Below are 18,474 nucleotides of genomic sequence, written 5' to 3' on the forward strand. Positions count from 1 at the left end.
TCAGCCAGGCAGCGACGGTGTCGGACCGGGCAGGAGCCGGTTCCCCGGGTCGTCGCCCGGCGGCCCCGTCGGCCCCGGCGTCGGCTCGTCCCGGCCGTCGCCCGAGGGCCCCGACGGGCCGGGCGTCGGCTGCTCCGGTGACGGGAACGGCAGGGTGCGGGTCGGGTACGGCCGGGGCCCGGGGCCTGCCCCGCCCTGGTCCTGCGCAGGCAGCAGCCACCACAGCAGCAGCAGCATCAGCAGGACCGCCAGCAGGACGGCGGCGAGGGACCACAGCACGGTGCGGTCCCGTCTCGTGGGCGGCCCCATCGTCGCCGTGTCCGCCGGGCGTGGACGCCACCGGCCGTCGGACCAGTAGGGCGCGAACCGCGGGCCGCGCGGGGCCCCGTCCACCGGGTCCGGCCCGGCCGGCAGCACGCTCGAGAGCAGCAGCGCGGCGGCCCGCGCCGAGGGAGCGGCCGCTGTCCGGTCGGACCCCGAGCCCGCCGCGTCGCCCGCCGGTGGCTCGGCCGGCCCTGTCGACGGGTCCGGCCCTGCCGGCTCGGCTGCCAGGGCCGCCCACGGTCGCTCGCCCGCCAGGTCGGCGGCGACGACGCGGGCCGCGTCGACGCGTCCGCCCTGCACGACCGTCGCGAACCGGCCGCGGCACGCGGGGTCGCCGGCCGGGCCGGCGGCGAGGCGGACGACGAGGTGGACGAGCCCGTCGGGACCGGCCGCCCTCAGGACCTCGCCGGCCTCGGTGCGTCGCTGCACGGACTCGACCCGGAACGGGCCCACCCGACCGCCGTCCGGCGTGGGGTCGCTCACCGCGTCATCAGACCACAGCGCCGGTGGCCGCCCTGCGCCCCGGTGGTCCGCCCGCCACCCGGGCGGGCCAGGGTCCGGCCGGGCCGCGGCGGGTGGTGGAATGGCCGACGACGGCAGCCGGACGACGCCGGCGGCCGACGGGTGCCCCGCGGTCGCCGGGGCGGAGGGGCGGGCGGATGAGCACGGTCGGGACCGAGGACCTGCACGACCTGCGTCGCGCCGCCGACGGCATCCGCCGCGTCGTCGTCGGCCAGGAGGAGATGGTCGAGCAGCTCCTCGTCGCCCTGCTCGCCCGCGGCCACTGCCTGCTCGAAGGCGTCCCCGGTGTCGCCAAGACCCTCGCCGTGCGGACCTTCGCGACGGTGGTGGGCGGGTCCTTCGCCCGGCTGCAGTTCACCCCCGACCTCGTGCCCTCCGACATCGTCGGCACGCGCATCTACCGGCCCGGCAGCGAGCGGTTCGACACCGAGCTCGGCCCGGTCTTCGTCAACGTGGTCCTCGCCGACGAGGTGAACCGGGCACCGGCCAAGGTGCAGGCGGCGATGCTCGAGCTGATGGCCGAGCGCCAGGTGTCGCTCGGTGGCCGGTCCTACCCGCTGCCGGACCCCTTCGTCGTCGTCGCCACGCAGAACCCGATCGAGTCCGAGGGCGTCTACCCGCTGCCCGAGGCGCAGCGCGACAGGTTCCTGCTCAAGATCACCGTGCCGCTGCCGCGGGCGCACGAGGAGGCGGAGATCCTGCGGCGGATGAGCGTGGACCCGCCGACCGCCACCAGCGTCCTCGACCCGGCGCGCGTGCTGCGCCTGCAGCGGGCGGCCGACCACCTGTACGTCCACCCGCTCGTCGCCGACTACGTCGTGCGGCTCGTCATGGCCACCCGCCAGCCGCGCGACTACGGCGTGGACGACCTCGACGGCGTCCTGGACGTCGGCGCGAGCCCCCGCGCCACCCTCGGCCTGCTCGCGGCCGCCCGCGCGCTGGCGCTGCTGCGCGGGCGCGACCACGTGCTGCCGCAGGACGTGCAGGCCCTGGCCGTCGACGTCATCGCCCACCGGCTCGTCCTGGGGTTCGACGCCGTCGCGGACGGCGTCCAGGCGGCCTCCGTGGTGCACCGGGTGCTCGCCGCCGTCCCACCCCCGGTCCCCGTCACCGGGCCGGGGTCGGGGCCCGCGGCCCAGGACCCCTGGCCCCCGCGGGCCCCCGACGCGCACGCGGGCCACCGGCCGGGACCGGCGCCCGCGCCGTACGGACCGTGACCGGGCCCCGGGGCGGCCGGGTCCCGCCCAGCCGGCTGCTCGCCGACCTGGCGCCCGAGGACGCCCTGCGGCGGCTCGAGCTGACCGTCGTCCGCCGCCTCGAGGGGTACCTACGCGGCGAGCACCTCGGGCTGCTGCCCGGTCCCGGCACCGAGCTGGCCGAGGCCCGCCAGTACCGCCCCGGCGAGGACGACGTGCGGCACATGGACTGGGCGGTGACGGCCCGCACCACGCACGCCCACGTGCGCGACGTCGTCGCCGACCGGGAGCTGGAGACCTGGGCGCTGGTCGACCTGTCGGCGTCCATGGACTTCGGGACGGCCGACCGCACCAAGCGGGAGCTCGCGGTGGCCGCGGTGGCGACCGTCGGCGTCCTCACGCAGCGGGTCGGCGACCGGTTCGGCGGCGTGGCCGCCTCACCCGCCGGGCTGCGCCGCTGGCCCGCCCGCTCGGGCCGCACCGCCCTGTACGGGCTGCTGCGCTCGCTGCTCGACGAGCCCGTGCACCCCGGCGGGCACGGCTCGCCGCAGCGGTCGGCGGCCGAGCTCGCGGACGCGGTGACCGCGCTCGCGCGGGCGCAGCAGCGCCGGGGGCTGCGCGTCGTCGTCTCCGACTTCATCGACCCGCAGGTGCGGCGCGGCGTCACCCAGACCCTCGCCGGCCGTCGTCCCGGCGCCGAGCCGCCCGCCTGGGAGCGGGCGATGCGCCGGCTGGGCGCGCGCCACCAGGTGCTGGCGGTGGAGGTGCGCGACCCGCGCGAGCACGAGCTGCCGGACGTCGGGGTGGTCGAGCTCGTCGATCCCGAGACCGGCGACGTGCTGGAGGTCGACACCTCCCGACCCGCGACCCGGCGGGCGTTCGCCGACGCCGCCCGGGCGCACGCCGACGAGGTGGCGGCGGCGCTGCGACGGGCCGGGTGCGCGCACCTGGTCCTGCGGACCGACTCGGACTGGGTCGCGGACACCGCCCGCTTCGTCCTGGGTCACCGGCGCACCGCGCACGCCCTGCACGCGCCGCGGCGGGGGGCCGCCGGGTGATCCCCCAGGACTTCGTCGCCCCCGAGCGCCTCTGGCTGCTGCTCGCGGTGCCGCTGCTCGCCGGGCTCTACGCCTGGTCGCAGCGCCGCCGCCGCGGGTACGCCGTCCGGTTCACCAACCTGGCGCTGCTCGGGCAGGTCGCCCCCCGCCGCCCCGGGTGGCGACGGCACGTCGTCGCGGTCGGGCTGCTCGTCACCGTGGCCGTCATGGTCGTCACGTTCGCCCGCCCGGCCGGTGAGGTCAGGGTGCCCCGTGAGCGGGCCACGATCGTCCTGGCCGTGGACGTCTCGCTGTCGATGGCGGCGGAGGACGTCGAGCCCACCCGGCTGGACGCCGCGCAGGCCGCCGCCACCGAGTTCGTCCGCTCGCTGCCACCGCGGCTCAACGTGGGCCTGGTGTCCTTCGCCGGCACGGCGTCCGTGCTGGTGCCGCCGACGACCGACCGGGCCCGGGTCGAGCAGGCGGTGGACCAGCTCCGGCTGGCCGAGTACACGGCGATCGGGGAGGGGGTGTTCACCGCGCTGGAGGCGGTGCAGCAGGTCCCGGTCGACCCCGCCGCCCCCGACGAGGAGGTCCCGGCCCGGATCGTCCTGCTCTCGGACGGCGAGACGACCGTCGGCCGCAGCAACGAGTCCGCCGCCGCCGCGGCCCGTGAGGCGGGGGTGCCGGTGTCCGCGATCGCGTTCGGCACGCCGGACGGCGTCGTCGAGCTCGAGGGCCAGCTCGAGCCGGTGCCGGTGGGGGAGGAGGACCTGCGCGCCATCGCCGACGCGACCGGCGGCCGGTTCTACCAGGCGGAGACGGCGGGGGAGCTGCGGGACGTGTACGCCGACATCGGCTCGTCCGTCGGCTACGAGACCGTGCTGGAGGAGGTCACCGGGCGCTGGGCGGGGCTCGGCCTGCTGAGCCTGCTGCTGACCGCCGCCGGCTCGCTGGTCTGGTTCGGCCGCCTGCCCTGACCGCCGGCCTGGGTGGGCTCTCAGTCCAGCGGGAGCGGCAGCGGGCGCTTGGCCGCCCGGCCGTCACCCGAGGAGCGGCCGCGCAGGCGCCGCTGCACCCACGGCGTCAGGTGGCCGCGCACCCACGCGACCTCCTCGCGCAGCGCCTCGCCGCGCACCCGTGCCGGCAGGGCCGGCAGCGGGTCGGACCACGTGCTGTCCGCCGCCGGCAGGCCGAGCGTCGTCGCGGCGAGCTCGGCGACCCGCCGGTGCCCCTCGTCGTTGAGGTGCATCCGGTCGGGCGCCCACATCCGCCAGTCCCGCAGCGCGCGGGTGCCCCACTGGTCCATGACGTACGCGCCGTGGCGGCGGGCGATCGACCAGATGTGCCCGTTGTAGGTGGCGACGCGGCCGCGGGTCATCCGGATCAGCGGGGCGTCCCGGGGGTCGACACCGGTGGCGAGCAGGACGTCGGCGCCGGCGGCACGCAGCCGCGCGACGCCGTCCTCGAGCCGCTCGGCGAGGGCGTCGACGTCCGAGCCCGGGCGCAGCACGTCGTTGCCGCCGCCGACCAGGCTGACGAGGTCCGGGCGGGCGTCGAGGGCGACGGGCAGCTGCTCGTCGAGGATCTGCCCGAGCAGCCGGCCGCGGATGGCGAGGTTGGCGTACTCCAGGCCGCGCCCGCCGGCGTCGCGGTGCAGGGCGTGCAGGCGCTCGGCGAGCCGGTCCGCCCAGCCCCGGTACACCTCGCCTGCACCGCTGGCCGCACGGTCGGCTGCACGGTCGGCTGCACCGTCGGCTGCACCGTCGCCGGGGTGGACGGAGGGGTCGCACATGCCCTCGGTGAAGGAGTCGCCGATCGCGACGTAACGGGTCCAGCGGGGTGCGTCGGTCACGTCCCCATCGTGGCGGACGGCCCGGTCACCGTCAGCGCGGGGTGTGGGCCGGTGCCGGGGTGCCTGCGTGCGGCGTCAGTCCCGGGCCCCGGCCGTCGAGCGCCGCAGCGCCCGCCGCTGCCAGCGGTCGAGCTCGCTGCGCAGCGGTCGGCCGATGAACGCGCCGAGGCTCACGCCGGCGGCCAGCCCCATCCCGATCCCCGCGGCACCCAGCAGGATCGTGAGGCCCGGCACCATGCCGCCCTCGCCCTGCTCGATCATCGTGAAGAGCCCCCGGTACACGCGCATCCCCGGCAGCAGCGGGACGATCGCCGCGGTCGTCAGGGCCAGGGCCGGCATCCGCCACCGCTCCGCGACCACCTGGGCCATCAGCCCGATCAGGGCCGCCGCGAACGCCGCGGAGGTGGCCGGGCCGGCGCCGAGGGCCGACGCCAGGCCGTTGGCGACCCAGCCCACGCCGCCCATCACGGCGCCGACGAGGGCCGCGCGGGGCTGGGCGTAGGCGGACAGCGCGAACGTCCAGGACACCAGGACGGCGGCCACGAGCGTCGCCACGGGGTTCGGGTTCAGCCCCGTCTCGGTCGAGATCGTCAGCGGAACCCCGAGCTGCCCGGCGACCGCCAGCACCGCCGCCACGCCCACGACGATGCCGAGCGTCAGCATGAGCACCTCGAGCCCGCGGGCACCCGCCGTCAGGTAGTACCCGTCGACGGCGTCCTGCGCCGCGCCGAGCACCGACAGGCCGGCGAGCAGCACGATGATCCCGGTGGCGACCACGAGCGACGGGGGCAGGTCGGCGACGTCCAGGTCCGTGTTCGCGATGAGCAGGAACATGCCGACCGCCACGCTCGCGGGGATCGCCGCGCCCACCGCCTGGGTGAAGAAGGCGGGCAGCCCGCTGCGGGTCAGCCGCCGCTGGGCCCGGTCCACCACGGCCGTCGTGACCGCCGTCAGCAGGAGCAGCCGGACGCCGCCACCGAACAGGGCGGCGATGGACGCCCCCATCGCCGCCAGGGAGGCCGTCACCAGCCACCGGCGGTACGGGTGCGGGGACCGCACCGCGTCGTCGAGGCGGGCGCGGGCCTCCTCGACCGCCAGGTCACCGGTCGAGGCGTCCCGGACCACGTCGTACAGGTGCTGCAGGCGCGTGTAGTCCTGGCTGCGCACCCGCACCACCCGCATCAGGGTCATCGGGTCGTCGTCGTCGCCGCGGTGCACGGACACCGTCACCGACGTGAAGGTGACGTCGACGTGCACCGACCGCAGCCCGTACGCGTCGACCAGCCGCAGCACCGTGGCCGTCACGTCGGACGCCGACGCCCCGGTCGACAGCAGCGCCTCGCCGAGGCGCAGCGCGAGGTCGACGACGGCGCGCGCGGTGGCGTCCGGGACGCCGTCCGCCCCGCCGTGCAGGGAGATCGGCTGGGTCGGAGGGGCCGAGGAGCGGACGACGCGTGCCGCTGCGCTGCGCAGCGCGCGGTGCGGGGGTCGGGGCCCGGCGGTCCCGGGCCTGGGGTCGGGGCGGTCGGGGGTCGTGCGGGCCACGTCCCCACTGTGTCACCGGCCGGTCGGCCGTCGCACGTCGCGGTCCGCCGGAGCGTCTCCTCCACTGCGCGCGGGCGCGGCCGGTTGGCGCTCGTCGCCGGCGGGGACTACGAAAGGGGGGCGCCCCGGTGCCCACCCGGTGCCACCGCGTCCCTTCCGAAGTCCCTGCCGAACCCCTTCCACGAGGAGCCCCAGCATGCCGAGGAAGCAGCCCAGCGAGGTCGTCGCCGTCACCGGCGGGTACGTCGTCCCCGTCGTCGGGGAGCCCGTGCAGGGCGGCACGGTCCTGCTCGAGGACGGCAAGGTTTCCGCGGTCGGCGCGAAGGTCAAGGTGCCGTCCGGCGCCAGGGTCGTCGACGCCACCGGGTCGTGGGTGCTGCCCGGCTTCGTCGAGGCCCACGCCCACATGGGCGTCCACGAGGAGGCCGAGGGGTGGGCCGGGCAGGACACCAACGAGATGACCGACCCCAACGGCGCGCGGATGCGGGCACTGGACGCCATCAACCCCGCCGACGAGGGCTTCCGGGACGCGCTCGCCGGCGGTGTCACCACCGCGGTCGTCAAGCCCGGGTCCGGCAACCCGATCGGGGGGCAGACCGTCGCCCTGAAGACGTGGGGCCGGATCGTCGACGAGATGCTGCTCAAGCAGCCGGTGTCGGTGAAGAGCGCCCTGGGGGAGAACCCGAAGCGGGTCTACGGCGACCAGAAGAAGCTGCCGTCGACCCGGCAGGGCGTCGCGGCCGTGATCCGCGACGCGCTGACCAAGGCGCAGGACTACAAGGCCCGACGCGACGCCGCGGCCCGCAAGAAGGAGCCGTTCGACCGCGACCCCAGCTGCGAGGTGCTGGTGCGGGTCCTGGACGGCGAGCTGCCGTGGTCGCAGCACTCCCACCGGGCCGACGACATCGCCACGGCGATCCGGCTGGCGGAGGAGTTCGGCTACCGGTTGATCGTGAACCACGGGACGGAGGGGCACCTGCTCGCCGACGTCCTCGCCGACAAGGGCATCCCCGTCGTCATCGGCCCGCTGTTCACGACCCGCAGCAAGGTCGAGCTGCGCAACCGGCACCTGCGCAACCCGGGCCTGCTGGCCGCGGCGGGCGTGCAGATCGCGATCACGACCGACCACCCCGTGGTGCCGATCAACTTCCTCGTCCACCAGGCCACGCTGGCGGTCAAGGAGGGCCTCGACCCCGCGGAGGCGCTGCGGGCGCTGACCATCAACCCGGCCCGGATCATGGGTCTGGACGACAGGGTCGGTTCGCTGGAGGTCGGCAAGGACGGGGACGTCGTCGTCTGGTCCGGCGACCCGCTCGACGTGATGTCCCGGGCGCAGCGGGTGCTCGTCGGCGGTCGCGAGGTCTACGTCTGGGACGACGAGGCCGGCGAGGGCGTCGTCACCGACCCGTACGCGGCCCGCGGCCGCTGACCGCGCGCTCCCGGGCGCACCTTTCCACCGGCGTGCGCCTGGCCGGGCCCGCCGGGCCGCACCTTTCCACCGAGGTGCGCCTGGCCGGGCCTGCCGGGCCGCACCTTTCCACCGAGGTGCGCCTGGCCGGGCCCTCCCGGCCGCACCTTTCCACCAAGGTGCGCCTGGCCGGGCCCTCCCGGCCGCACCTTTCCACCAAGGTGCGCCTGGCAGGGCCCTCCGGGCTCAGGGCAGGCGCCAGTCGACGGGGTCGGCGCCCTGCTCGCGCAGCAGCCGGTCGACCTGGCTGAACGGTCGCGAGCCGAGGAACCCCCGGGAGGCGGACAGCGGGCTGGGGTGGGCACTGGCCACCACGGGCGTGGACCCCAGCAGCGGCCGCAGCTGCTGGGCGTCCCGCCCCCACAGCACGGCGACGAGCGGGCGGCGGCGGGCCACCAGGGCGCGGACCGCCTGGTCGGTGACGGACTCCCACCCGCGCCCCCGGTGCGATCCGGGCTCGCTGGGACGCACCGTCAGCACCCGGTTCAGCAGCATGACGCCCTGCGCCGCCCACGGCGACAGGTCGCCCGTGCTGGGGGCGGGCACCCCGACGTCCTCGACGAGCTCGCGGAAGACGTTCTGCAGGCTGCGCGGCAGCGGGCGCACGGCGGGGTCGACCGAGAAGGACAGGCCGACCGCGTGGCCGGGCGTGGGGTAGGGGTCCTGTCCCACGAGCAGCACCCGCACGTCGTCCAGCGGCTGCTCGAAGGCTCGCAGCACCCGGTCGCCGGCCGGGAGGAACCGGTGGCCGGCGGCGACCTCGGCGCGCAGGCCGTCGCCGATGGTGGCGATCGTGCCCGCGACCGGCGCCAGGGCCTGCGCCCACCCGGGGCCGACCAGCTCGTGCAGGGGACGGCGCGTCACGGGCGGCGACCTTACTGCGCCGGGCCGCAGGGCCCGCGACGCAGGACCCGGGGAACCGCCGGGCGGGCGAATGACACCGCTGTCGTTCGGCCCGTACAGTGGCCCTGCCAGCCGTCGGCGAGACCGGGGGGCGGTCGTCGCCGACGCACGACAGAGGGGACCACATGGACGCGGCTAGGGTTCAGCAGGTGCAGGTCGACACGCAGCTGTCCACCAGGGACCAGGAGATCCTCGCCTTCGAGCGCCAGTGGTGGAAGTACGCCGGCTCGAAGGAGCAGGCCATCCGCGAGCTCTTCGACATGTCGGCGACGCGGTACTACCAGGTGCTCAACAGCCTGCTCGACTCGCCCGAGGCCCTGGCGTACGACCCGATGCTCGTCAAGCGCCTGCGCCGGATGCGCGCCACCCGGCAGCGGGCGCGCTCGGCCCGCCGCCTCGGCGTCCAGGTCTGACCCGCGCCCCTTGCGCGGACCCGTACCCTGCCGGGCGTGACCGAACGCCGCACCTACCCGCCCGACGAGTTCGACCGCGTCCAGGGCCCGCCCGCTCGTCGCGGCGCGCACCGCGGTCGGCCGAGCCCGGTGCTGGCCGCGCTGCCCGTCGTCGCCGTGCTCGCGGTCGTCGGCGGGGTGGCCTGGGGCTTCTCCACCCTGCTCGGCGACGGCCGGGTCGAGTCGGCGATCTCGGCCCCGGCGGGTGACGAGACGGTCGCACCGGCACCGCAGGACCCCGCCACCGAGCCCGCGCCGGGGACGGACCCCGGGACCGTCGCCCCTGAGCCCACGGTCGAGCCCACGCCGACCGCCACGGTCGACCGCGACGTCACGTTCCGGGTGCTCAACAGCACCACGGTCGGGGGGCTGGCCGCCCGCGGGGCGCAGGCGCTCGAGGACGCCGGCTGGACGGTCTCGGGGACCGACAACTACCGCGCCGGCGAGATGGACACGACCGTCTTCTACAACGACCCCGGGCTCGAGGCCACCGCCGCCGCGATCGCCGAGGACCTCGGCGGCGCGCTGACCACGCTGGACCCGAACCTCGAGGACGACCTGTCGGTCATCCTCGGCGCGGACTTCGACTGACCACCCGGGGACGGCGCCGCGGCGGTGGGGTCCCGCCCTCCGTCCGGTACCCGCCGTCGGCGAGCCCGGCCCGCACCTCGAACGGGTTGGCCCGCGCGGCGTCCCCGACGCGCAGCACCGACCACAGGCTGGCCAGGCCGTAGGCGGGCAGGAACCCGACCGGTCCCAGCCAGCACGCCCACTGGGCCGCGTGGCGTCGCTCGTGGGCGAGCAGCCTCGGGCGCGAGCGAGCCGACCCGACGTCCATCCGGAGCAGGACGACGTCCCCGACGGTCACGGCGCGGGCGCGCGGAGCGGGGAAGCGGGCCGCGTACTCGCAGGCGAGCAGCAGCCCGTCCGGTCCGGGCTCGACGCGGGCGCGGCCGAGGCGGGCCAGGAGCAGGCCGCCGGCGGTCGCCCCGGTGAGCAGGTTGACCGTCGAGCGCCACCGGACGAGGCGCGGTGACGGTCCGGTCGAGGGGTGCGCCGGCCGGTGAGACGGCCTGCGGTCGGTGCCCATCGGCGCCCTCCTCCACCCGGTGACTGCGCGTCACCCCGTCGTGTCGTCGCGTGCTCAACGACCCTCGCCACCAGCATGATCGCCCGCTAGGGTGGCGCGCGGTCGAACAGTTCGATGAGCACGTCCTACCTGCACCACCTGCACGGAAGGCCCGCACGTTGGACCATCGCGGACCACGCGAGCGTGAGACCCGGTCCGTCGCAGGGCCGCACCGCAGCAAGTGACACAGGAGTGGGAATGGCTCAGGGAACCGTCAAGTGGTTCAACGCCGAGAAGGGCTACGGCTTCATCACCGTCGACGGCGGTGGTCCGGACGTGTTCGTCCACTGGTCCGCGATCCAGGCGGACGGCTACCGCTCGCTCGACGAGGGGCAGCAGGTCGAGTTCGAGGTCGGCCAGGGTCAGAAGGGCCCCCAGGCCGAGTCGGTCCGCGCCCTGTGACCACGGGCTGGTCGGCCTGACCAGCAGACGACCGGCGACGGGTCGCCCCCCGACCCGTCGCCGAGGCGGCCACCGGTGTCGGTGGCAGCGCGGCGAGAGCGCCGTCGGCTCCGGCCGGCGGCGCTCTCGCTTGCACTCGCCACTCCCGAGTGCTAATCATTGACCTGGCACTCCCCTGTGGAGAGTGCCAAAGGTCGGCCGGCGAGGGCCGGTGCCGGGCGCGCAAGGGTCGCCCGGTCGCCGTCCCGTCCGTCGCGGGCGCTGGGCTGACCCCGACAGCCACCACCCGTCACCGGGAGGAACCACCCGCATGGCCAAGATCATCTCCTTCAACGAGGAGGCCCGGCGCGGTCTCGAGCGCGGTATGAACCAGCTCGCGGACGCCGTCAAGGTCACCCTCGGTCCGAAGGGCCGCAACGTCGTCCTCGAGAAGAAGTGGGGCGCCCCCACCATCACCAACGATGGTGTGAGCATCGCCAAGGAGATCGAGCTCGAGGACCCCTACGAGAAGATCGGCGCCGAGCTCGTCAAGGAGGTCGCCAAGAAGACGGACGACGTCGCTGGCGACGGCACCACCACCGCCACCGTGCTCGCCCAGGCGATGGTCCGCGAGGGTCTGCGCAACGTGGCCGCGGGTGCGAACCCGATGGCGCTCAAGCGCGGCATCGAGCAGGCCGTCGAGGCCGTCTCGGGCCAGCTGCTCTCCTCCGCCAAGGAGGTCGAGACCAAGGAGCAGATCGCGCAGACCGCCGGCATCTCCGCCGGTGACGCGTCCATCGGCGAGCTGATCGCCGAGGCGATGGACAAGGTCGGCAAGGAAGGCGTCATCACCGTCGAGGAGAGCAACACCTTCGGGCTCGAGCTCGAGCTCACCGAGGGCATGCGCTTCGACAAGGGCTACTCCTCGCCGTACTTCGTCACGGACGCCGAGCGCATGGAGGCCGTCCTCGAGGACCCGTACATCCTCTTCGCCGAGTCCAAGATCTCCTCGATCAAGGACCTGCTGCCGCTGCTGGAGAAGGTCACCCAGTCCGGCAAGCCGCTGCTGATCATCTCCGAGGACGTCGAGGGCGAGGCCATGGCCACGCTCGTCGTCAACAAGATCCGCGGCATCTTCAAGTCGGCCGCCGTCAAGGCCCCCGGCTTCGGCGACCGCCGCAAGGCGATGCTGCAGGACATGGCCATCCTCACCGGTGGCCAGGTCATCTCCGAGACCGTCGGTCTCAAGCTGGAGAACACGACCCTCGACCTGCTCGGCCAGGCCCGCAAGGTCGTCATCACCAAGGACGAGACGACGATCGTCGAGGGCGCCGGCGACGCCGACCAGATCGCCGGCCGGGTGAACCAGATCCGCGCCGAGATCGAGAAGTCGGACTCCGACTACGACCGCGAGAAGCTCCAGGAGCGCCTCGCCAAGCTGGCCGGCGGCGTCGCCGTCATCAAGGCCGGCGCGGCGACCGAGGTCGAGCTCAAGGAGCGCAAGCACCGTATCGAGGACGCGGTGCGCAACGCCAAGGCCGCCGTCGAGGAGGGCATCGTCGCCGGTGGTGGCGTCGCCCTCATCCAGGCCGGTGCCGCGACGTTCGACAAGCTCGAGCTGACCGGTGACGAGGCGACCGGCGCCAACATCGTCAGGCTGGCGATCGAGGCCCCGCTCAAGCAGATCGCGGTCAACGCCGGCCTCGAGGGCGGCGTCGTGGCGGAGAAGGTGCGCAACCTCGAGGTCGGCCACGGCCTCAACGCCGCCACCGGCGAGTACGTCGACATGCTCGCTGCCGGGATCAACGACCCGGTGAAGGTGACGCGCTCGGCGCTGCAGAACGCGGCCAGCATCGCGGCCCTGTTCCTCACCACCGAGGCGGTCATCGCCGACAAGCCCGAGAAGGCCGCTGCGGCCGCCCCGGGCGCCGGCGACATGGGCGGCATGGACTTCTGATCCAGCCCGCTCACGCCTGAGCACGTCCGGAGGGCGGCACCCCGCGCGGGGTGCCGCCCTCCGTCGCGTCATGGGACCCGCGGCACCGTCGCCCTCCCCGCTGCGTCCCCCGTCAGATCCCCTGTACCCACTGATCGTCAGACCGTGATGGTGGCTATCACCACCACTCCGGTCTGACGATCAGCTGCGTCCCGGGGGCTCGAGCCGCGGGTCTCGTCAGTGGGTCGGGGCCGGGGCTGGGGCATCATCGAGGGGTGGCCCTGCTCATCGACCCACCTGCCTGGCCGGCGCACGGCCGGTTGTGGTCGCACCTGGTGAGCGACGTGTCCCTGGAGGAGCTGCACGGGTTCGCCGTGTGGGTGGGCATCCCGCGCCGGGCGTTCGACCTCGACCACTACGACGTGCCGGACGTCCGCTACGACGACCTGGTGGCCGCCGGGGCCCTGCCGGTCGGCACGAAGGACCTGCTCCGGCGTCTCGTGGACAGCGGGTTGCGGGTCCCCGGGCACGCCCGCCGCGTCGGGCGTCCGTGAGCGGCGACCAGCTCGCGCCGGCGTCGGTGCCGGTGGCTGGGCGTGACCCCGCTCCAGCACGTGCGGCCGGCCTGCTGCTGGCGGCGGGGGAGGGCCGCCGCCTCGGGGCCCCCAAGGGGCTGGTCCGCGGCCCGGACGGCGTGCCCTGGGTGGCCGGGCGGTCCGCCGCGCTGGCCGCTGGCGGATGCGCACCCGTCGTGGTCGTCCTCGGGGCGGCCGCGGACGACGTCCGCCCGCTCCTGCCTGCGGGCACGACCTCCGTCGTGGCAGCGGACTGGTCGCAGGGCATGGGTGCCTCCCTGCGCGCGGGGCTGCGTGCTCTCGCGGCGCTCGAGCCGCAGCCGGAGGCGTGCGTGGTGGCTCTGGTCGACACCCCGGGCCTGACGCCGACGGCGGTGCGGCGGCTCGTCGCCGCGGCCGGCCCGTCGTCCCTCGCCCAGGCCGCGTACGGGGGGCGGCGCGGGCACCCGGTCGTCCTCGGACGGGAGCACTGGGCGGGGGTGTCGCAGGTCGCGCACGGCGACCGGGGCGCCCGTGACTACCTGCGGGAGCGCGACGTCCGGCTCGTCGAGTGCGGGGACGTCGCGGACGGCGCGGACGTCGACACCGGTGAGGACGCCGCGCGCCACGGCGCCACCTGGTGACCGCGGGGCCGGCTGGCGACGGTCAGTCGGTGAAGACGCAGAACTCGTTGCCCTCGGGGTCGGCGAGGACGTCCCACTCGATGTCGGCGTCACGTCGTCGGACGACGGTGGCCCCCAGCGCGACCAGCGCGTCGACGTCGCCGACGACGTCCCAGTGCACGCGGTTCTTCACGACCTTGCCCTCGGGTACCGGCACCACCCAGAACAGCGGGCCGCGGCCGGTGGGGTCGACGATCGGCACCGGCCAGCCGTCAGGGCGGGACCAGCCGTCGCCCGGGGGCTCGACCTCGTCCTTGCGCCGGTAGCCCATCGCCCGGCACCACCAGTCGGCCAAGGCGTGGTGGTCGGCCGCGTCGAGGCACAGGTCCTTGAACCGGGCCGGAGCCGGGGGCTGGTCGGTGGGGTCGCTCACGGCCGGGAGCCTATGGTGGGGAGGTGGCCCAGGACACCCAGCACGACACCTCCCGCGTGAGCGAGCCGGCCCGGCGCGTGGTCCGAGCCGTCGTCACCGACCAGCCCGTGGACGTCGCCGAGCACGCGGCGCTCGTCGCGGACGCCGCCGCCGGCGCGGTCGTGACCTTCGCGGGTGTCGTCCGCGACCACGACCACGGCCAGGTGGTGGACTCGATCGAGTACGTCGGCCACCCCACCGCCGAGCGGGTCGTGGCCGAGTGCGCCCGGGACGTCGCCGAGCGCTTCCCCGTGGACGCCGTCGCGGTCTCGCACCGCCTCGGGCCGCTCGGCGTCGGCGAGTGCGCCCTCGCGGTCGCGGTCTCCGCGGCCCACCGCAGGGAGGCGTTCGACGCGGCGTCCGAGGTCGTCGAGGAGGTCAAGCGGCGGCTCCCGGTGTGGAAGCGCCAGGTCTTCCCCGACGGCACCGACGAGTGGGTCAACTGCCCCTGACCTCCGACGGGCCCTCCCGACACCCGCAGGTTGGTGGAAGGGTGCGGTCACCCGGGCCCCGGCGGCCGCAGGTTGGTGGAAAGGTGCGGTCACCCGGGCCCGGAGACCCGCAGGTCGGTGGAAAGGTGCGGTCGTCGGGGGGCGAGGAGGTGGTCGGCGTGGGACGCGGACCGAGCGAGTGGTGGCGGCGTCGGGTCACCGTCTACGACGTCGTCTCCCCGACCGAGGCGGAGGCGCGCGACGCTGACATCGCCCGGCGGCGGCGCCGCTACCTGCTGGTGATGGGCGCCGTGGTCCTGCTGTTCGTCTCGTTCGGGTACCTGCTGCCCGTCCCGACGTGGGTCCGGGTGGCCGTGCTGGTGCCGGTGGCGCTGGTTCCGCCGGTCGCGGCCTTCCTCGCCAACCGGCACCGGACCTGAGGCCGCGCTCTCTGCGGCGCTGTCACCGCGCCGGCGGTCTGCGCGGACATGGCCAGGCGCTCAGGTGACGGGGGCTTAGGATCCGCGGCGGCTCTGCCGAACGAACGGAGTCAGCTCGGGGTCGGCCCGACGCGCGGCCCGCCCGGGGTGGTGATGGAGTTCTTGATCTGGGGCGTCGTCCCCGTCCTCGTCGTCGTCGCCGGCCCCGCGGTGGTCCCACCGCTGCGGGACGCGCGGGCGAAGTGGATGGCGCGACGCGCTGGTGCGGGTTGCTCTGTCGTCGTCCCGGCGCAGCTCGGCCTGCGTAGCAGGCGTCTGGCCCCCCGCGGGGCGCTGGTCCGTGACGGCGCCGACGTGCTGTGGATCTCTCGCAGGCCCCTGGGACGCGCGGTGCGCCTGGATCCCGCGACGATCGACGACCACGGACGGCTCGTCGACAAGACCGGTCGCTCGATCATCGAGTGGACGTACCGCGACCTCGAGGTCCGGGCATCCGACACGGCGGTGCTCCGCGTGGCCGAGTGGTACACGCCGGTGGTCGCCGTCGCGCGGCGCACGTACGCGCAGGCCCCCCGCCGGACGATCATCGCCGCCGCGGTGCCGCGGTGGGTTCTCCTGCTGCCGCTGAGCGCGGCGATCGGCTTCGCGCCGCTGCTGCTGGCATGGGCCAACGGCAGCGAGGTCGGCACGGTCGTCACCGGGCACGACCTCGAGTACGAACGGTGCGAGGTCCGCTGGGAGACGGTCGACGGCCCCGAGAGCGCGGGGATCGACTGCGACCTGGAGCCCGTCGGCTCGTCCCTCAACGTGCGTGCGCTCGGCTTCCCCCTGAGGGGCGAGGCGGCGGACCTGTGGACGCTGGAGACGGTCGGCGTCTTGATCGGCATCGCCGTGGGTGCCTCCGTGCTCACGCTGGCTGTGCACCTTCCCGTGACGCTGTGGCTGCCCGCACTCGACCCCGGACGGCCCGCCGGCACCGGAGAGGGTCGCCGACCGCAGCCGCCACGGCAACGGCCGACCACTGAGCACGCGGATGGTTCGCCCTGGCAGCGTCGCGCGCTGGAACGCGCCGCCGTCGACGGCTTCCGTCGACGGCGTCCTCGCCGTCACCTGCGTCCTCGCCTCGCGCGGTGGCTGCGGATGGGCGACGATGCGCGCGCCGCCGCGGCCGGCTATGCGGGCGGTGCCGTCCTGTGCGCCGTCGTGGCGCTCCCAGGGCTGGTCGCGGCGACGGACCTGTGGGTGCTGTCTCGCAGTCCGACCACCCTCGTCCGCGTCGAGGTCGTCGAGTCCGGTGACGTGCAGCTGCCGTTCCTGACTCGTACGTCAGTGGTGCGGGCGGACGCTGACGAGGAGCTGTGGCTCACGACCAGGCGGCACCTGGAGGATGGCGCGACCCTCACGGTGGTCCGAGCAGGCGACGTCCTGGCGTTACCTGGCGACCCGGGGCACCGGATCGACCTCGCCCAGGGGGCGCTCGCCCTCGGTCCCGGGTGCGTCCTCGGGGTGGTTGCCTGGAGACGCGCTCGGACGGCGTTGGCGTCGGTCCCTGGTCTCGCGCGGGGCGACCACGAGGACGTGCAGTACGCCGCTTTCCGCCGCGCCGACGGGACCAGCCTGGTCGCCCTGCTGGAGTCGGACGGCAGGCTCGGACTCGTCGTCCCCGTCAGGACCGCGCTGCCACCGGTCGGCGTCGCCACCGTCCCCGAGTCCCGACAGGAAGGGGACGAGCTCGCCCCCTTGGTCGGCGGGCGGTGGGCCGTTCCCGACGGCCCCGCCGTAGCGATGACGGACCAGGAGCTCCTGGACCGCCTCGACGGGTGATCTTCCTCAGCCGCCGGCGAAGGGCGGCAGGACGTCGACGGTGCGCGCGCCGGCGAGGGTGGCCGCGGGGTCGCTGACCGCGACCTCGTCGACGAGCAGGCTCGCCGAGGCCAGGACGGGCACCAGCCGCGGGTGCCGGTCGGCGAGCAGCGCCCGCAGCGCCGCGACGTCCAGGCCGGGGGAGACCTGCACCGACTCCGACGGCACGCCGGCCGCGGCGGCCGCGCCCGCGAAGTAGCGCACCTGCAGCTCCTGCACGCTCATCCTCCGATCGCGCTCATCGGCCGGGTCGGCTGGAGGAAGCCCTCGTCGTCGATGCCGTGCCCGGGCTTCTTGGCCCACATCGTGCCCCGCCAGGCCGCGGCGACGGTCTCGTCGTCCGCACCGCCCCGCAGCAGGCCCCGCAGGTCGGTCTCCGTGCGGGAGAACAGGCAGCTGCGGACCTGGCCGTCGGCGGTCAGGCGGGTCCGGTCGCAGTCGCCGCAGAACGGGCGGGTCACCGACGCGACGACCCCGACGCGGCCGAGCACGTCCGCGCGCCCGGGCCGGCGCACCCACCACGTCTCGGCGGGGGAGGCGCCTCGCGTCGCCGGGTCGGTGTGGTCGAGGTCGAACCGGGCCTCCAGGCGGGCGAGGATCTCGGTCGCGGTGACCATCTCGTCGCGGTCCCACCCGCCCTGGGCGTCCAGCGGCATCTGCTCGATGAAGCGCAGCTCGTACCCCTCGTCGAGCGCCCAGTCGAGCAGGTCGGCGGCCTCGGCGTCGTTGACGCCGCGCAGCAGGACGGCGTTGACCTTCACCGGGGCCAGGCCGGCGTCGGCGGCGGCCCGGGCACCGCGGAGCACGTCGTCGAGGCGGTCACGGTGGGTGATGCGCGCGAAGACCTCGGGGCGCAGCGTGTCCAGGGAGACGTTCACCCGGGTGAGGCCGGCCTCGACGAGCGCGGCGGCGCGGCGCTCCAGGCCGAGAGCGTTGGTGGTCAGCGAGGTCTCGACCGGGGCGCCGGCGGCGGTGCGCAGGGCGGCGGTCGCGGCGACGATCGTCTCCAGGCCCCGCCGCAGCAGCGGCTCGCCACCGGTGAACCGGACCTCCTCGACCCCCAGCAGCTCCACCGCGACCCGGACCAGCCGGACCACCTCGTCGTCGGTGAGCGCCTGCTCGGTGGGCATCCAGTCCAGGCCCTCGGGCGGCATGCAGTACGAGCAGCGCAGGTTGCAGCGGTCGGTGAGCGACACCCGCAGGTCCGTCGCCACCCGCCCGTACCGGTCGACCAGGCGCGGGTCGGCGGGCCGGGCCGGGTCCGGCGCGTCACCCGCGCTGCGGACCCCCGGCATCCCGAGCGCGACGGAGGTCATCACGCCACTGTAGGCGAGCGCGCGGCA

21 protein-coding genes are annotated in these 18,474 nt (G+C 75.4%); 13 read left to right on the forward strand and 8 right to left on the reverse strand.

The features are described 5' to 3' along the window. Entirely contained in the window at positions 1-807 is an 807-nt protein-coding gene (locus ACYVQV_RS12880) for a hypothetical protein (RefSeq protein WP_461023701.1), read from the reverse strand. Between the two features lie 176 nt (positions 808-983). Between ACYVQV_RS12880 and ACYVQV_RS12885 the strand changes: the two genes are divergently transcribed. From ACYVQV_RS12885 to ACYVQV_RS12895, 3 genes are read left to right on the forward strand one after another with little or no spacing between them, the layout of a single operon-like run. Continuing rightward, the gene (locus tag ACYVQV_RS12885) at positions 984-2,063 is read left to right on the forward strand and encodes an AAA family ATPase (RefSeq protein WP_461023702.1); all 1,080 of its coding nucleotides are present in this window, start codon (positions 984-986) and stop codon (positions 2,061-2,063) included. Then, positions 2,060-3,100 (forward strand): DUF58 domain-containing protein, encoded by a 1,041-nt coding sequence (locus ACYVQV_RS12890; RefSeq protein WP_461023703.1) that lies wholly within the window; start codon positions 2,060-2,062, stop codon positions 3,098-3,100. The genes ACYVQV_RS12885 and ACYVQV_RS12890 overlap by 4 nt, the downstream gene beginning before the upstream one ends. Beyond that, on the forward strand, positions 3,097-4,059 hold the full coding sequence (locus ACYVQV_RS12895; protein ID WP_461023704.1) for a VWA domain-containing protein: 963 nt from the start codon (positions 3,097-3,099) through the stop codon (positions 4,057-4,059). The genes ACYVQV_RS12890 and ACYVQV_RS12895 overlap by 4 nt, the downstream gene beginning before the upstream one ends. 20 nt (positions 4,060-4,079) lie before the next feature. On the opposite strand, the gene ACYVQV_RS12900 is transcribed toward ACYVQV_RS12895, so the two are convergent. Together ACYVQV_RS12900 and ACYVQV_RS12905 are read right to left on the reverse strand one after the other, a co-directional pair. After that, the gene (locus ACYVQV_RS12900) at positions 4,080-4,934 is read right to left on the reverse strand and encodes an SGNH/GDSL hydrolase family protein (protein WP_461023705.1); all 855 of its coding nucleotides are present in this window, start codon (positions 4,932-4,934) and stop codon (positions 4,080-4,082) included. 75 nt (positions 4,935-5,009) lie between these two features. Beyond that, the gene (locus tag ACYVQV_RS12905; RefSeq protein WP_461023706.1) at positions 5,010-6,479 is read right to left on the reverse strand and encodes a threonine/serine exporter family protein; all 1,470 of its coding nucleotides are present in this window, start codon (positions 6,477-6,479) and stop codon (positions 5,010-5,012) included. 196 nt (positions 6,480-6,675) lie between these two features. On the opposite strand from ACYVQV_RS12905, the gene ACYVQV_RS12910 reads away from it, so the two are divergent. Next, positions 6,676-7,908 carry an amidohydrolase gene (locus ACYVQV_RS12910; protein ID WP_461023707.1) on the forward strand — a complete coding sequence of 411 codons (1,233 nt, stop codon included), beginning with the start codon at positions 6,676-6,678 and terminating at the stop codon, positions 7,906-7,908. A 225-nt stretch (positions 7,909-8,133) separates the two neighbouring features. Here the strand turns inward: ACYVQV_RS12910 and ACYVQV_RS12915 are convergent, their stop codons facing one another. Beyond that, positions 8,134-8,811: a uracil-DNA glycosylase gene (locus tag ACYVQV_RS12915; RefSeq protein WP_461023708.1), complete on the reverse strand. Its 678-nt coding sequence runs from the start codon at positions 8,809-8,811 to the stop codon at positions 8,134-8,136. A 164-nt stretch (positions 8,812-8,975) separates the two neighbouring features. On the opposite strand from ACYVQV_RS12915, the gene ACYVQV_RS12920 reads away from it, so the two are divergent. Both ACYVQV_RS12920 and ACYVQV_RS12925 read left to right on the forward strand, forming a co-directional pair. Beyond that, a complete protein-coding gene (locus ACYVQV_RS12920) occupies positions 8,976-9,263 on the forward strand; it encodes a DUF3263 domain-containing protein (RefSeq protein ID WP_461023709.1) in 288 nt (95 codons plus the stop codon). 36 nt (positions 9,264-9,299) lie between these two features. Next, positions 9,300-9,893, forward strand: a complete 594-nt coding sequence (locus ACYVQV_RS12925) for a LytR C-terminal domain-containing protein (RefSeq protein ID WP_461023710.1) — start codon at positions 9,300-9,302, stop codon at positions 9,891-9,893. Here the strand turns inward: ACYVQV_RS12925 and ACYVQV_RS12930 are convergent. Continuing rightward, positions 9,868-10,392 (reverse strand): eCIS core domain-containing protein, encoded by a 525-nt coding sequence (locus ACYVQV_RS12930; RefSeq protein ID WP_461023711.1) that lies wholly within the window; start codon positions 10,390-10,392, stop codon positions 9,868-9,870. The two genes, ACYVQV_RS12925 and ACYVQV_RS12930, sit on opposite strands and share 26 nt — an antisense overlap. A 237-nt stretch (positions 10,393-10,629) precedes the next feature. Between ACYVQV_RS12930 and ACYVQV_RS12935 the strand changes: the two genes are divergently transcribed. The 4 genes from ACYVQV_RS12935 to ACYVQV_RS12950 all read left to right on the forward strand — a co-directional run bounded on the left by ACYVQV_RS12935 (position 10,630) and on the right by ACYVQV_RS12950 (position 13,946). After that, positions 10,630-10,833, forward strand: coding sequence for a cold-shock protein (locus ACYVQV_RS12935; protein ID WP_461023712.1), 204 nt, complete (start codon positions 10,630-10,632; stop codon positions 10,831-10,833). Positions 10,834-11,143: 310 nt separating this feature from the next. Next, positions 11,144-12,769, forward strand: a complete 1,626-nt coding sequence (gene groL / locus ACYVQV_RS12940) for a chaperonin GroEL (protein ID WP_461023713.1) — start codon at positions 11,144-11,146, stop codon at positions 12,767-12,769. Between the two features lie 254 nt (positions 12,770-13,023). Further along, entirely contained in the window at positions 13,024-13,302 is a 279-nt protein-coding gene (locus tag ACYVQV_RS12945; RefSeq protein ID WP_461023714.1) for a DUF4031 domain-containing protein, read from the forward strand. Continuing rightward, complete coding sequence (locus ACYVQV_RS12950) at positions 13,299-13,946, forward strand: nucleotidyltransferase family protein (RefSeq protein ID WP_461023715.1); 648 nt, start codon at positions 13,299-13,301, stop codon at positions 13,944-13,946. Before ACYVQV_RS12945 ends, ACYVQV_RS12950 begins: the two co-directional genes overlap by 4 nt. 22 nt (positions 13,947-13,968) lie before the next feature. Here ACYVQV_RS12950 and ACYVQV_RS12955 read toward each other — a convergent pair whose 3' ends face one another. Next, positions 13,969-14,358: a VOC family protein gene (locus ACYVQV_RS12955; RefSeq protein WP_461023716.1), complete on the reverse strand. Its 390-nt coding sequence runs from the start codon at positions 14,356-14,358 to the stop codon at positions 13,969-13,971. A 23-nt stretch (positions 14,359-14,381) separates the two neighbouring features. Here ACYVQV_RS12955 and ACYVQV_RS12960 point away from each other — a divergent pair, with 23 nt between their 5' ends. The 3 genes from ACYVQV_RS12960 to ACYVQV_RS12970 all read left to right on the forward strand — a co-directional run bounded on the left by ACYVQV_RS12960 (position 14,382) and on the right by ACYVQV_RS12970 (position 17,092). Next, entirely contained in the window at positions 14,382-14,849 is a 468-nt protein-coding gene (locus tag ACYVQV_RS12960; protein WP_461023717.1) for a molybdenum cofactor biosynthesis protein MoaE, read from the forward strand. A gap of 158 nt (positions 14,850-15,007) precedes the next feature. Continuing rightward, entirely contained in the window at positions 15,008-15,268 is a 261-nt protein-coding gene (locus tag ACYVQV_RS12965; protein WP_461023718.1) for a DUF3099 domain-containing protein, read from the forward strand. Positions 15,269-15,421: 153 nt separating this feature from the next. Beyond that, positions 15,422-17,092: a hypothetical protein gene (locus ACYVQV_RS12970; protein ID WP_461023719.1), complete on the forward strand. Its 1,671-nt coding sequence runs from the start codon at positions 15,422-15,424 to the stop codon at positions 17,090-17,092. A 6-nt stretch (positions 17,093-17,098) separates the two neighbouring features. Here ACYVQV_RS12970 and ACYVQV_RS12975 read toward each other — a convergent pair whose 3' ends face one another. Both ACYVQV_RS12975 and moaA read right to left on the reverse strand, forming a co-directional pair. Next, positions 17,099-17,356, reverse strand: coding sequence for a MoaD/ThiS family protein (locus ACYVQV_RS12975; protein WP_461023720.1), 258 nt, complete (start codon positions 17,354-17,356; stop codon positions 17,099-17,101). Then, positions 17,353-18,447 carry a GTP 3',8-cyclase MoaA gene (gene moaA / locus ACYVQV_RS12980; RefSeq protein WP_461023721.1) on the reverse strand — a complete coding sequence of 365 codons (1,095 nt, stop codon included), beginning with the start codon at positions 18,445-18,447 and terminating at the stop codon, positions 17,353-17,355. The genes ACYVQV_RS12975 and moaA overlap by 4 nt, the downstream gene beginning before the upstream one ends. Positions 18,448-18,474: the final 27 nt, after the last annotated feature.

The sequence above is a fragment of the Thalassiella azotivora genome (assembly GCF_054781695.1).